This is a genomic window from Parvibaculum sp., from assembly GCF_045863935.1.
GTDB lineage: Bacteria > Pseudomonadota > Alphaproteobacteria > Parvibaculales > Parvibaculaceae > Parvibaculum.
The window spans coordinates 1-13,627 of record NZ_BTVP01000059.1 but is presented as its reverse complement, the minus strand read 5'-3'; the positions used below and the strand labels follow the sequence as shown (position 1 = coordinate 13,627).

The following is a 13,627-nucleotide window of genomic DNA, read 5'->3' as shown; positions in this document are numbered from 1 at the left end:
CTTGCCGTCCTTCCAGATCGACTGGTGGCAGTGCATGCCCGAGCCGTTGTCGCCGAACACCGGCTTCGGCATGAAGGTCGCCGACTTGCCGAATGCCTGCGCGACGTTATGGATCACATACTTGTAGATCTGCATGTGGTCGGCGGCCGTCGTCAGCGTCTGGAACTTCGTTCCGAGCTCATGCTGCGCGGCGGCGACTTCGTGATGATGCTTCTCGATCTTCACGCCCATCTCTTCCATGACCGTCAGCATTTCGCCGCGCAGGTCCTGGCACGAGTCGATCGGGTTGGCCGGGAAGTAGCCGCCCTTCGTGCGCGGACGATGGCCGAGATTGCCCATCTCATAGGAGGTGTCGGTGTTGGTCGGCAGTTCGATCGAGTCCACCTCGAAGCCGGTCTTGTAGGGGCTCGTGGAAAACTTCACGTCGTCGAAGATGAAGAATTCGGCTTCCGGGCCGAACACGATCGTGTCGCCGATGCCGGTCGACTTCAGATAGGCCTCGGCAAGCTTCGCCGTGCCGCGCGGGTCGCGGGCATAGGGTTCGCCGGTGGAGGGCTCGAGAACGTCGCAGAAAACGGCGAGCGTCGTCTGCGCGTAGAAGGGGTCGATCGTCGCGGTCGCCGCGTCGGGCAGCAGCACCATGTCGGACTCGTTGATCGCCTTCCAGCCGGCAATCGACGATCCGTCGAACATCGTGCCTTCGGCCCAGAAGTCGTCATCGCAGAAGCCGATGTCGAAGGTGACGTGCTGCATCTTGCCGCGCGGATCGGTGAAGCGCAGGTCGATGTACTTGACGTCCTTCTCCTTGATGACGTCCTGAATAGATTTGCCAGCCATTTGATCCTCTTTTCCCTGTTGTCCTTTAGGGGTTCGTTCGGGCGGGCTTTCGCCTCGCATTGATGGTTCGGTTTGTGGGCCTGCGCCGTCAGGCGCCGCGCGGGCGGGGGTTGAGTGGCCGCACGCCGGACCCGGAAGGTCGTCTTATTTGGTGGTCGTCAACTAAGCCCCCTAGATTGCCTCGGCGCCGGTTTCGCCGGTGCGGATACGGATCGAGTCCTCGATATTGGAGATGAAAATCTTGCCGTCGCCGATGCGTCCCGTGCGCGCGGCTTGCTGGATCGCTTCCACGGCCTTGGCGACCATGTCGTCGTTCAGCACGACCTCGATTTTTACCTTCGGCAGGAAATCGACGACGTATTCGGCGCCGCGATAGAGTTCCGTGTGGCCCTTCTGCCGGCCAAAACCCTTCGCCTCCGTCACGGTGATGCCCTGAAGCCCCACCTCCTGCAGCGCCTCTTTCACTTCGTCGAGCTTGAACGGTTTGATGATCGCCTCGATCTTTTTCATTCCTGACTTCCTTAATCACGGGGCTCGCCGCCCGCATCCACGTGTTAACGGAATAGCACGGCCCGTGCCAACCTTGCGCGGGACGGAAAACCCTTGAAGTTCAATGGCTAGCATCTTTTAGCTTGGCAACATGCCGTCATTTTGAGCAGCATGAATGCCTACTGTATAGGCAGATTGGACAAAAAGAAGGCATCGGCATGGTGCGGCCCGTTCGCTTGCCTCCTCTTGCGTCCGGCCCCGCCATTTGAGCGGAGATTGACAGCTTGTGCCATGCCCGCGACAACCGCCGCCAGGGATTTCTGTGGATAAGGCAGGCGCGCGAGCAATGCGGCCGTTGAACAGCGTTTTTTCAGGGCTCGGCACGACGATCTTCACGGTCATGTCCGCCCTCGCCACCGAGCATGGCGCGATCAATCTCGGCCAGGGCTTCCCGGATGACGAGGGACCGGACGATGTTCGCGCGGCTGCCGCGAAGGCGATCCTCGACGGGCCGAACCAATATCCGCCCATGATGGGGCTCCCGGCGCTCCGCCAGGCGGTCGCCACCGCCAACAAGCGCTTCTACGGTCTCGATGTCGACTGGCAGAAGGAAGTCATGGTGACCTCCGGCGCGACCGAGGCGCTGCACGATTGCCTGACGGCGCTGCTCAATCCAGGTGACGAGGCCATCATCTTCGAGCCCGCCTATGACAGCTACAGACCGGTGATCGAGGCAGCGGGCGCGAAGGTTGTCGCCATCCCCCTTGAGCCACCGCACTGGTCGCTCCCGATGGAGAAGCTCGCAGCAGCCTTCTCGGACCGCACCAAACTCGTACTCGTCAACACGCCGATGAACCCCATCGGCAAGGTCTTCACCCGCGACGAACTCGAGGCCATTGCCACGCTCATGGAGCGCCACGACGCCTATGCCGTCTGCGACGAGGTCTATGAGCATCTCGTCTTTTCCGGCCGCACCCATGTGCCGCTGATGACGCTGCCCGGCATGCGCGAGCGCACGCTCCGCATCGGCTCGGCCGGCAAGACCTTCTCGCTCACGGGCTGGAAAATCGGTTACGTCACCGGCCCCGCGCATCTGATGGAAACGGTTGCGAAGACGCACCAATTCGTCACCTTCACCACCGCACCCGGATTGCAGGCCGCCGTCGCCTATGGGCTCGGCAAGGATGACGACTATTTCGCGAGCCTCGCTTCCTCGCTGGAGGCAAAGCGCGACCTGCTGTCGGACGGCCTGCGCGAGGCGGGCTTCAACGTGCTGCCCGCCGACGGCACTTACTTCGTCAGCGCGGATTTCCGCCCGCTTGGATTCAACGGCACGGATGACGAGTTCTGCCGCGAGATCACAGTGAAGGCGAAGGTCGCGGCCATCCCGCTCTCCGCCTTCTATTCCTCGCCCGGCGCCCCGCGCCACCTCGCGCGCTTTTGCTTCTGCAAACAGGACGCGATCCTCGCCGAAGCAAGTGCGCGGCTGAAGGCTTATGCGAAGGGGAGCGCGGCGTGAGCCTCTCCGCTCTCCGCCGCCCCGCCGCCTCCGGCAAGGCCGAATGGCTCACCGTCTTCCTGCATGGCTACGGCTCCTCCGGCGCGGACCTCATGTCCTTCGCCGACTACTGGCAACCTTCCATGCCGGATGTTGCCTTCGTTGCGCCGGACGGACCCCAGGCGACGAAAGATGGTGGCTTCCAGTGGATCGGCAAGCGCCCGGCGGGCGACCCGCGTCTCTATGACGATGCGGTCGCCGTCGCACCAACCGTCCATGACTACATCGATGCCGAACTCGCGCGCGAAAATCTCGATGCCTCACGCCTCGCTCTCGTGGGCTTCAGCCAGGGCACGGTCATGGCGCTGCATCTCGGCCTTCGCCGCACCGTCGCGCCTGCTGCCGTGCTCGGCTATTCCGGCGGCCTCGCTGGCGCGGATAAGCTGAAAGACGAAATCGTCTCGAAGCCGCCCGTCATGCTGGTTCATGGCGAGCAGGACGCGCTCGCGCCGCTCTACGGCATGATGACCTCGGTCAAGGCGCTCTCGGAAGCGGGTGTCGCCTGTCAGGGCATTCCCATCCCCGGCCTCGGCCACGCGGTCAACGCAAACGCGCTCATCTATGGCGCGCGCTTTCTCCTCTCTGCCTTCGCCTATCGCGAAAGGCACGGCGCCTGACGCAGCGGCGCCGCGCCGCATGACGGCCCGCTGGACAGGCCGCCCGTAGCCGCTATTCTTCCCGGCAAATGGTTAGCGCCACGAACTAATAAGATTTCAGGGAGACTTTCGATGTCCACCATCAAGCTCGACGACCGCATGCCCGTTCTGGTTGGCTGCGGCCAGCTCGTCCAGAAGGAAAAGGATGTCGAGAAGGCGAAGTCGCCCATGCACCTGATGGCGGATGCGGCGGAAGCCGCTGCCGCCGACACCGGTCTCGGCAGGAAGCTCTGGGATGTCGTGGACAACGTCACCACCGTCCGCTTCATCACCGACAGCCCGGACTCGGCCCGTCTTCCCTTCGGCCGTTACCCGAACGCCTCGAAGACGCTGGCGAACATGCTCGGCGCGAACCCCACCAAGACCTGCTACGGGCCGACCGGCGGCAACACGCCCCAGATGCTCGTCAACCACACGGCCGAGCTGATTGCGAATGGCGACACGGATGTGGCGCTCGTTGCCGGGTCCGAATGTTTCGGCACGCTGATGCGCGCGCTGGGGCAGGGGAAGCAGCTCCCCTGGCACGACGAGAACCCCGGCGGCGAGCGCATCGACATCGGGTATGAAAAAGCCGGCGTCACCGAAGTCGAGAAGCGCCACAAGCTGCAATTCCCGGTCAACATCTATCCGATGTTCGAGAATGCGATCCGCGGCGCGGCGGGCCGCAGCGTGAAGGATCACCAGCTTGCCGTCGGCAGGCTCATGGCGCCCTTCACGGAAGTTGCCGCGAAGCACCCGCAGGCCTGGTTCCCGGTCGCCCGCACGGCGGAGGAAATCGCCACGCCGACCGACGACAACCGCTATGTCGGCTTTCCGTACACAAAGTATATGAATGCCATCATGCAGGTCGATCAGGCGGCTGCCGTCGTCATGATGTCGGTGAAGAAGGCGCGCGAGCTTGGTGTCCCGCAGGAGAAGTGGGTCTTCCTGCATGGCTGCGCCGATGCCAACGATCTCTGGTTTCCGACCGAGCGCGTGAACTTCCACTCCTCGCCCGCCATCCGCATGATGGGCAGGAAGGCTTTCGCCATGTCCGGCTGGAATATCGGCGAGATCGACTATTTCGATCTCTATTCCTGCTTTCCGTCTGCCGTGCAGATCGGCCGCAACGAGCTCGGTATCGCGGAAGACGATCCGCGCCCGCTCACCGTCACCGGCGGCCTTCCTTACTTCGGTGGCGCCGGCAACAACTACGTCATGCACTCCATCGCCACCATGATGGACAAGCTCCGCGCGAAGCCGGGCACGAAGGGGCTCTGCACCTCGAACGGCTGGTACGTGACGAAGCACGGCCTCGGTCTCTATTCGACGACGCCGCTCGAAGGGAAGTGGGAGCGCGAGAAGCCCGCGACCTATCAGGCCGAGATCAATGCCGAGAAGCATCCGAAGGTCGAAGAGAAGCCGAACGGCAAGGCGAAGATCGAGACATACACCGTCGTGCATGGCCGTGGCGGTGCGGAGTTCGCCATCGTCTTTGGCCGCATGGCGGACACCGATGCCCGCTTCGTCGCGCACGCGCCGAACGACACTGCGACGCTCGCCGATATGGTCGAGCGTGAGCAGCTCGGCCGCTCCGGTACCGTTCAGTCCTTCGCCGACGGCAGCGTCAACATCTTCACGCCGGAATAAAAAAAGATGTCATTGCCGGGCCGGACCGAAGGTCCGTGACCCGGCAATCCAGAAGCGCCTTTGGCGGGTCGGGAAAACTCTCTCCCTCACCAGAGCCAGGTCTCGGGGTCGGCCACCGGCTTCCCGTCATTCGCCAGCATGAAACCCTTGATCGTCCGGATCAGGAACCAGACGACAGTCGCGAGAGCGAGCAGCATACCGATCATGATCATCATCGTGACGGCGCTGATCACGGCATAGAGAAGGCCGATCCAGAAGGTACGGATGAGATAGGTGTAGTGCGATGCCGCTGCTGCACCGGCCTCGCCGCGTTTGAGATAGGCGACGATCACGCCCGCGATCGACGTGACGCCGACGACCAGGCTGATGAAGTAGAGGATGTAGACGAGCTTCGGCCCGTCCATCTCGTTTGCGGGCGAGGGCTGCGTCGCCGGCGGTTGCGTCTCGGTCATGGAATGCCTCCTCCTCGAGAATCACCGTAACAAGGCTAGCGGCTCGGGAAGGGTGTGACCATCCGTCTTGCATTCGCCAGCGTGCTCGCCGACAAACAGGCATCGCGATATTTCGTTTCGGGGGAGAAACCCATGCCCACCATCTACATGATCCGCCACGGAGAGGCCGCCGCCGGCTGGGACGCGGACACAGATCCGGGCCTGTCCGAAAAAGGCCAGACGCAGGCCGAAGCCGTCGCCCGCGAAATCGAGAGAAGGGTGGGGAAGAGGCTTCCAATCCTCTCCTCGCCGCTGCGCCGCTGCCGCGAGACGGCGCTGCCGCTGTCGAAAAGCTGGGACTGCGAACCCGTCATCGAGACGCGCGTCGCCGAGGTCCCATCTCCCATCGAGGAACTGGAAGCGCGCGGCATCTGGCTCCGCCGCCTCATGGCGGGCACATGGGCGGATGCAAGGCTGCCGGAGAACAATGGCAATGGCGCGCTCGATCTGCTCGCCTGGCGTCAATCGGTGATCGACGCGCTGACCGGCCTCCATGGCGACACCGTGATCTTCTCGCATTTCATCGCGATCAACGTCGCGGCGGGCGCGGCGCTCGGCGACGACCGCCTCGTTGCCTTCCGTCCGGACAATTGCTCCGTCACTGTTTTCGACACGTCCGGCGCCACGCTGAAACTTGTCGAGAAGGGCCGCGAGGCGGAAACGAAGGTGAATTGAGTCGCCGCGCAAATCGCCAATTCCCCGCCGCAATTGCATCGCTATGATGCGCTCATGACAGACGCGACCGATTCTACCGAACTTCTCACCATCGACGAGATGACCCGTGCCGATGCGCTCGCCATCGGGCGCGGCACGCCGGGCATCGTCCTCATGGAGAATGCGGGACGCGCGGTCGCGGATGCGATTGTCGCGCGCTTTCCGCAAGGCCCCGTCTCGGTGCTCTGCGGTCCCGGCAACAATGGTGGCGACGGTTTCGTCGTCGCGCGGCTGCTTGCCGAACGGGGCTGGCCGGTCACGCTCTTTCTTCTGGGCGCGCGCGAGAAGCTGAAGGGCGATGCCGCCGAGGCGGCGGACCGCTGGCCGGGTGCCGTTCATCCGCTCGGGCGCGACGCGGGGCAGGGCGCCTCGCTCATTGTCGATGCGATTTTCGGTGCGGGGCTCGCGCGCGACGTCGATGGCGTTGCCGCCGAAATCATCCGACGGATCGGAGAGGCACGCACCCCCGTCGTCGCGGTGGACATGCCGACCGGCATTGATGGCAACACCGGCAAGATCAGGGGAGCGGCTTTCGCCGCCTCGCTCACCGTCACCTTCTTCCGCGCCAAACCCGGCCACCTCCTGCTGCCGGGCCGCCTTCATTGCGGTGAACTTCTGGTGCGCGATATCGGCATCGACGGGCAAGTCCTCGACGAAATCGAACCGCGCACCTTCGTGAACGAACCATCGCTCTGGGCGCCGGTCTTTCCGCGCCCGCGCCTCGACAGCCACAAATACACACGCGGCCATGCCGTCGTCGTCTCCGGCGATGCCTCGCACACCGGCGCCGCGCGGCTCGCTGCCCGGGGTGCGCTCCGGGCAGGCGCAGGGCTTGTCACGGTCGCTTCGCCACCTGACGCCATGTCCGTCAATGCCGCCCATCTCACTTCGATCATGTTGATGCCCTTCGACGGCGCCGACGTTCTGACGAAGATACTGGAGGACAAGCGCAAGAACGCGCTTCTCATCGGGCCCGGTGCGGGGATCGGCTGGGAGACGCGGGACAACGTGCTGGCAGCGCTCCTCTCCGGCGCCGCCGTGGTGCTCGATGCCGATGCGCTCACCTCGTTCGCGGAGATACCGCGCGACCTTTTCGTCGCCATCAAGGGGTACTTCGCCGGTCCCGTCGTGATGACGCCGCATGAAGGCGAGTTCGCGCGCCTCTTCCCGAAGATCGCGGAGGAGGGGGGCTCCAAGCTTGAGCGCGCCCGCGAGGCTGCCGCCGAGGCCGCCGGCGTTGTCGTCCTCAAGGGCGCCGATACGGTCGTTGCCGCGCCGGATGGCCGTGCCGCCATCGCCCGCAATGCCGGGCCGGAACTTGCGACTGCCGGGTCGGGAGATGTGTTGGGCGGGATCATCCTGGGCCTCCTCGCGCAGGGGATGCCGCCTTTCGAGGCCGCTTGCGCCGCCGTCTGGCTCCATGGAGAGGCGGGAGATTGCTTCGGTCCCGGCCTTATTTCCGAGGACTTGCCGGAAATGCTGCCCGCCGTCCTGAGGGACCTTCTGCGGCGCATCTGAGGGTCTCCCGGCTTTCCGCGGCTTTTGCTGGCAATCGCCCGGTCCCCTTGATATAGAGTGCGCCAATTCAGGGACGGGCCGGCTCTCCTGGGCTTCGCCAGAGCCCTTCATGCGGGCGTGGCGGAATTGGTAGACGCGCTGGATTTAGGTTCCAGTGCCGCAAGGCGTGGGGGTTCGAGTCCCTCCGCCCGCACCAGGCCGGAAGCCCGGCTGATATAATGGCCGAAAAAGAACGGATTTGATGATGCAGGTCACGGTAACGAACGCGGACGGTTTGAAGCGCGAATTGAAAATTCAGGTCCCTGCGCAGGATCTGGAAGCGAAGCTCGGCGCCAAGCTCGATGAAATGAAGGGCCAGGTGCGCCTCAAGGGCTTCCGCCCGGGCAAGGTGCCGGTCAGCCACCTGCGCAAGACCTTCGGCAAGCAGGTCATGGGCGAAGTCATTCAGGAGACCGTCGGCGAGACGAGCCAGAAGGCGATGGAGGGCGAAGCGCTCCGTCCGGCCTTCCAGCCGGCGATCGACCTTGAGGGCGAAATCCAGGACGTCATCGAAGGCAAATCGGACCTCACCTACAAGATGAGCTTCGAGGTCATTCCGTCCTTCGAATTGGCGGACTTTTCAAAGATTTCGCTCGAGCGCCTCACGACCGAGGTGAAGGACGAGGACATCGACGAGTCGCTGAAGCGCCTTGCCGAGAACCAGAAGAATTTCGAGCCGCGCGCCGAAGGCGCCAAGGCTGAAGAGGGCGATCTCCTGACGCTCGACTTCGTCGGCAAGATCGACGGCGAGGCCTTTGAAGGCGGTTCCGCCGAAGACGCCAACCTTGAAATCGGCTCCGGCCGTTTCATTCCCGGCTTCGAGGAGCAGCTCGTCGGCGCCAAGGCTGGCGACGAGGTCGAGGTCAAGGTGACCTTCCCCGAGGAATACGGCGCCGAACACCTCGCCGGCAAGGATGCCGTCTTCGAGGTCAAGGTGAAGGAAGTGAAGGCGCCCGCCGACGTGAAACTCGACGACGAGCTCGCCAAGCGCTTCGGTATCGAGAGCCTCGATAAGCTGCGCGAGGCGCTTGCCGAGCAGATGAAGGGCGAATACGCCCGCATGTCCCGCATGCACATGAAACGGGCCATGCTGGACAAGCTCGACGAGCTGCACGACTTCGAACTGCCGCCGACGATGGTCGAGCAGGAATTCAGCCAGATCTGGCACCAGTTCGAACATGAACTGCAGCACCAGAACAAGACGGTTGCCGATCTCGACGAGCCGGAAGAGGAAGTCCGCGGCGAGTACCGCAAGATCGCGGAGCGCCGTGTCCGTCTCGGCCTCCTCCTCGCGGAAGTCGGTGAAAAGAACAGCATCACCGTCACCGAGCAGGAACTGAACCAGGCGCTCGCCGAGCGCGCCCGCCAGTTCCCCGGCCAGGAGCGTCAGCTCTATCAGTACTTCCAGCAGAACCCGCAGGCCGTGCAGGAGCTGCGTGCGCCGATCTTCGAGGACAAGGTCGTCGACTTCATCGCGGAACTGGCAAAGGTCGAAGACAAGCTGGTGAGCCGCGACGAGCTCTTCACCGACCCCGATGCCGATGAGCACGAGCATCACCATCATGACCACGATCATGATCATGACCACGACCACGACCACGACCACGATCATGACCACGGCGACGAGAAGCAGGCCAAGAAGAAGGCCGCGCCCAAGAAGGCTGCAGCCAGGAAGGAAGAGGGCGACGAGAAGAAGCCCGCCGCCAAGAAGGCGCCTGCCAAAAAGAAAAAAGAAGACTGAGCGCTTCGTACCGAACGCAGGAAAGGCCCGGACGATCGTCCGGGCCTTTTTCTTTCCGGGTTATCGAAGGGGGTCTGGATGCGACGCCGTGCCGTTAAGATTTTGTTGGTAAAAAAATCTTGGCCGGGCGCGGAAAAACCTGTTGCGCAGACTCGGCGATACCTATATTTCCGCGCATCACAAGACGCACACGCACGTGCCACTGGCCCTTAGCAGGTTTATGCAACGACGGAAGCGTCCTTTTTGGATCACGCCGGTTTAGTAGCCGGGTCTGAAAAAGGGTGTTTACGATGTTCGCTTCCGAGCAGGGCCGCCGTGCCCGTTCGCGCATCTCCATGAAGTCCGCCGCCAAGTCGGTTCCGGCCACGAAACCGGTCGCGCCTGCCAAGTCGGGCCCGCGCCGCAAGCCGCGCCTGCGCCTCGTGCCCAAGGCGGCCGAGCTGCCGCTGGAGCGCGGTGGCTTGCCGCCGAAGATCGCGCGCTACCTCGCAGCCGCCGACATTCCCTCGCCTTGCCTTGTGGTCGATGTCGACATCGTCGCCCATAACTTCGAGGAACTTGCGCGCTCGCTGCCTCAGGCCCGCATCTTCTACGCCGTGAAGGCGAACCCGGCCGACGAGATCGTCTCTCGGCTGGCGCGTCTCGGCTCGTCCTTCGACACCGCCAGCATGGGCGAGATCGACCTTTGCCTTGCCCATGGCGTCTCTCCGGACCGCCTCTCCTTCGGCAACACGATCAAGAAGGAGCGCGACATCGCCGAGGCCTATGGCAAGGGCGTGCGCATGTACGCCTTCGACAGTGCCGCTGAACTCGACAAGATCGCGCGCGTCGCGCCGGGCTCGAAGGTCTATTGCCGCGTGCTCATGGAATGCGAAGGCGCCGAATGGCCGCTTTCGCGCAAGTTCGGCTGCGAGCCCGAAATGGCTGCCGACCTTCTCGTGCGCGCCAACGAGCTTGGCCTCGATGCCTATGGCTTGTCCTTCCATGTCGGTTCCCAGCAGACCGACCTCTCGCAATACGACAAGGCGCTCGCGCTTTCCCTTTCGCTCTTCCGCGACCTTGAAGCGCGTGGCGTGAAGCTCCGCATGGTCAACATGGGCGGCGGCTTCCCGTCGCGCTATCGCACCGACGTGCCGTCGATTGCCGCTTACGGCCAGGCGATCCGCGAGGCGCTCGTCCGGCACTTCGGCGATCGTCAGCCGGAAGTCATCGTCGAGCCCGGCCGCGGCGTCGTCGGCGATGCCGGCGTCATCCAGGCGGAAGTCGTTCTCGTCTCCGAAAAGGGCGGCGACGATCCGCGGCGATGGGTCTACCTCGATGCCGGCAAGTTCCACGGTCTTGCCGAGACGATGGACGAGGCGATCAAGTATCGCCTGCTGACCTCGAAGGATGGCGGCGATACGTCGCCGGTCGTTCTTGCCGGTCCCACCTGCGACAGCGCCGACATTCTCTACGAGAAAACGGACTATCGCCTGCCCGCCGATCTTCAGGCAGGCGACAAGGTGTGGATCCTCGCAACGGGCGCCTACACGACGACGTATTCCGCCGTCGGGTTCAATGGCTTCCCGCCGCTGGCAAGCGTCTGCATCTGAGGCCGGGAAGAAGCTCGCTCACACATCGAATGGTTGAACGGCCGCGCGGGCAGATCGCGCCGCCGCCGTTGCGCCGCATGGAAACGAATATGAAGATCGTATCGGAAACTGGGTCACGCAATGCGGCGGTGGAGAAGCTCATCGCCGAAGCTTTCGGCCCGGACCGTTTCGAAAAGACGGTCTACCGGCTTCGCGACGGCATCGAGGCTGAAGCCTCACTGTCGCTCGTGGCCCTCGACAAGGGCGAGGTGGTCGGTACCCTCCGCTTCTGGCCCATCGAGATCGAGGGCGGCGTGCCCGCGCTTTTGCTCGGTCCGCTTGTCACCGCGCCGGAGCGTCAGGGCGAGGGCATCGGCAGTAGGCTCATGAAAGCGGGCCTTGCCCGCGCGGCAGAGCAGGGACACCGGATCGTGGTGCTGGTGGGCGATGAGCCCTATTACCGCCGTTTCGGGTTTACGCGCGCGCTTGCCCGCCGCCTCGAATTGCCGGGCTGGGTGGACCCGGCACGATTCCTCGCCCGCGAACTCGTCTCGGGCGCGCTGTCAGGCGTTGCCGGCATGATCGGGCGTCCCGGCCAGGGGGCAGTTCCGGCGGATGGGAAGGTCAGGCAGGCTGCCTGACGCTGCGGCAATACACCCCGCAAGGGAAGGGGGGAGAAATCTGCCGTTCCAGTCCCTATATTCCTTGCGCTAGTGTTCTGAACCGTCCATTTACCGAATCGGCCTAAACACGTTTGATGTCCAGATTCATGCGCTTGCATGGACATGCGACGCTTGCGCCCTTTGCGGGCGGGCGGCGCAACCTGTTAAACAAGCGTCTGAACCGCGCCCAGGAGAAGTTATGAAAGACCCCATCGATACCTATATGAACCTCGTGCCGATGGTGGTCGAGCAGACCAACCGTGGTGAGCGTGCCTACGACATTTTCTCGCGTCTTCTGAAGGAGCACATCATTTTCGTTGCCGGTCCCGTCGAGGACGGGATGGCGATGCTGGTGACGGCGCAGCTTCTCTTCCTCGAGGCTGAAAACCCGAAGAAGGAAATCTCGATGTACATCAACTCGCCGGGCGGCATCGTTACGTCGGGCTTGGCGATCTACGACACCATGCAGCATATCCGTCCGCCGGTGGCGACGGTCTGCATGGGGCAGGCGGCGTCCATGGGTTCTCTGCTTCTCGCCGCGGGGGAAAAGGGCATGCGCCACGCGCTTCCCAACGCCCGCATCATGGTTCACCAGCCCTCCGGCGGGTTCCAGGGCCAGGCGACCGACATTGAAATTCATGCCCGCGAAACGATTGCGATTCGAGAACGCCTGAACAACATCTACGTCAAGCACACCGGCCAGAGCCTGAAGGCCGTGGAAGATGCCCTCGAACGCGATAATTTCATGAGCCCGGAGCGTGCCCTGGAGTTCGGCATTATCGACCATATCGGGGTGGAGCGCGCGGCCTCCCCGGATGACGTGGCAAAAAAGGGCTGATTTGGCTCTGTTTTGAGGGTTTCCGGTCTTTTCGCCTGCACGTTGAAGCGGCGCCGGATGCACAAGAAACGGGCTGTCGACGCCTGCCGGCGGGCTTTTCCCGGCCCGAAAGAGGGGTAATGAAATGTTGATCCCTCGTCGAATAACATGCTCGTATGGAGTTCAAGGCGGCTCACCGAGTCATCCGTTAGCGCCGTTCGGGCGTAATGAAAACGGACTGCTTGATCGGTCGCTGCAAGGCAGGCACGGTTGGTGCATAGGCTGGATGCGTCCCTTACGGCCTGTAGGTTACTAAGGAGTTTTTATGAGCAAGGTGAGCGGCGGCGACTCCAAGAACACGCTCTACTGTTCTTTCTGCGGCAAGAGCCAGCATGAAGTCAGGAAGCTGATCGCGGGACCGACCGTCTTTATCTGCGACGAATGCGTCGAGCTCTGCATGGACATCATTCGCGAGGAGAACAAAAGCTCGCTGGTGAAGTCGCGTGACGGGGTTCCCTCGCCGCAGGAAATCTGCGCGGTGCTGGACGATTACGTGATCGGACAGAAGCACGCGAAGCGCGTTCTCTCGGTTGCGGTCCACAATCACTACAAGCGCCTCAACCACGCCGCGAAGAACAACGACGTCGAGCTGGCGAAGTCGAACATCCTCCTGATCGGCCCGACGGGTTGCGGCAAGACGCTTCTCGCGCAGACGCTGGCGCGCATCCTCGACGTCCCCTTCACGATGGCGGATGCGACGACGCTGACCGAAGCCGGCTATGTCGGCGAGGACGTCGAGAACATCATCCTGAAGCTGCTGCAGTCCGCGGACTACAACGTGGAGCGCGCACAGCGCGGCATCGTCTATATCGACGAGGTCGACAAGATCAGCCGCAAGTCGGACA

13 protein-coding genes and 1 tRNA gene are annotated in these 13,627 nt (G+C 63.3%); 11 read left to right on the top strand and 3 right to left on the bottom strand.

What is annotated here, in order from left to right:
* Both ACKUUH_RS16330 and ACKUUH_RS16325 read right to left on the bottom strand, forming a co-directional pair.
* Positions 1-837, bottom strand: an 837-nt coding sequence (locus ACKUUH_RS16330) for a glutamine synthetase beta-grasp domain-containing protein (protein WP_407950950.1), incomplete at its 3' end; no start/stop codon positions are given.
* 171 nt (positions 838-1,008) lie between these two features.
* On the bottom strand, positions 1,009-1,347 hold the full coding sequence (locus ACKUUH_RS16325) for a P-II family nitrogen regulator (protein WP_293214668.1): 339 nt from the start codon (positions 1,345-1,347) through the stop codon (positions 1,009-1,011).
* A 325-nt stretch (positions 1,348-1,672) separates the two neighbouring features.
* Between ACKUUH_RS16325 and ACKUUH_RS16320 the strand changes: the two genes are divergently transcribed.
* From ACKUUH_RS16320 to ACKUUH_RS16310, 3 genes are all read left to right on the top strand, one after another.
* The gene (locus ACKUUH_RS16320; RefSeq protein WP_407950949.1) at positions 1,673-2,845 is read left to right on the top strand and encodes an aminotransferase; all 1,173 of its coding nucleotides are present in this window, start codon (positions 1,673-1,675) and stop codon (positions 2,843-2,845) included.
* The gene (locus ACKUUH_RS16315) at positions 2,842-3,501 is read left to right on the top strand and encodes an alpha/beta hydrolase (protein WP_407950948.1); all 660 of its coding nucleotides are present in this window, start codon (positions 2,842-2,844) and stop codon (positions 3,499-3,501) included. Before ACKUUH_RS16320 ends, ACKUUH_RS16315 begins: the two co-directional genes overlap by 4 nt.
* 111 nt (positions 3,502-3,612) lie before the next feature.
* Positions 3,613-5,169, top strand: a complete 1,557-nt coding sequence (locus tag ACKUUH_RS16310) for an acetyl-CoA acetyltransferase (RefSeq protein WP_407950947.1) — start codon at positions 3,613-3,615, stop codon at positions 5,167-5,169.
* A gap of 86 nt (positions 5,170-5,255) precedes the next feature.
* On the opposite strand, the gene ACKUUH_RS16305 is transcribed toward ACKUUH_RS16310, so the two are convergent.
* Positions 5,256-5,621, bottom strand: coding sequence for a DUF4870 family protein (locus tag ACKUUH_RS16305; protein WP_407950946.1), 366 nt, complete (start codon positions 5,619-5,621; stop codon positions 5,256-5,258).
* 132 nt (positions 5,622-5,753) lie between these two features.
* Between ACKUUH_RS16305 and ACKUUH_RS16300 the strand changes: the two genes are divergently transcribed.
* From ACKUUH_RS16300 to ACKUUH_RS16265, 8 genes are all read left to right on the top strand, one after another.
* On the top strand, positions 5,754-6,335 hold the full coding sequence (locus ACKUUH_RS16300) for a histidine phosphatase family protein (protein WP_407950945.1): 582 nt from the start codon (positions 5,754-5,756) through the stop codon (positions 6,333-6,335).
* Between the two features lie 54 nt (positions 6,336-6,389).
* A complete protein-coding gene (locus ACKUUH_RS16295) occupies positions 6,390-7,892 on the top strand; it encodes an NAD(P)H-hydrate dehydratase (protein WP_407950944.1) in 1,503 nt (500 codons plus the stop codon).
* Between the two features lie 111 nt (positions 7,893-8,003).
* A tRNA-Leu gene (locus ACKUUH_RS16290) sits at positions 8,004-8,088 on the top strand.
* Between the two features lie 48 nt (positions 8,089-8,136).
* Positions 8,137-9,672 carry a trigger factor gene (gene tig / locus ACKUUH_RS16285; protein ID WP_407950943.1) on the top strand — a complete coding sequence of 512 codons (1,536 nt, stop codon included), beginning with the start codon at positions 8,137-8,139 and terminating at the stop codon, positions 9,670-9,672.
* A 290-nt stretch (positions 9,673-9,962) separates the two neighbouring features.
* A complete protein-coding gene (locus ACKUUH_RS16280; RefSeq protein ID WP_407950942.1) occupies positions 9,963-11,264 on the top strand; it encodes a type III PLP-dependent enzyme in 1,302 nt (433 codons plus the stop codon).
* A gap of 89 nt (positions 11,265-11,353) precedes the next feature.
* Positions 11,354-11,884, top strand: a complete 531-nt coding sequence (locus tag ACKUUH_RS16275) for a GNAT family N-acetyltransferase (RefSeq protein ID WP_407950941.1) — start codon at positions 11,354-11,356, stop codon at positions 11,882-11,884.
* A gap of 220 nt (positions 11,885-12,104) precedes the next feature.
* A complete protein-coding gene (locus tag ACKUUH_RS16270) occupies positions 12,105-12,743 on the top strand; it encodes an ATP-dependent Clp protease proteolytic subunit (RefSeq protein WP_407950940.1) in 639 nt (212 codons plus the stop codon).
* 304 nt (positions 12,744-13,047) lie between these two features.
* Positions 13,048-13,627 (top strand): ClpX C4-type zinc finger protein (locus ACKUUH_RS16265; RefSeq protein ID WP_407950939.1); only part of this gene is annotated, 580 nt, incomplete at its 3' end.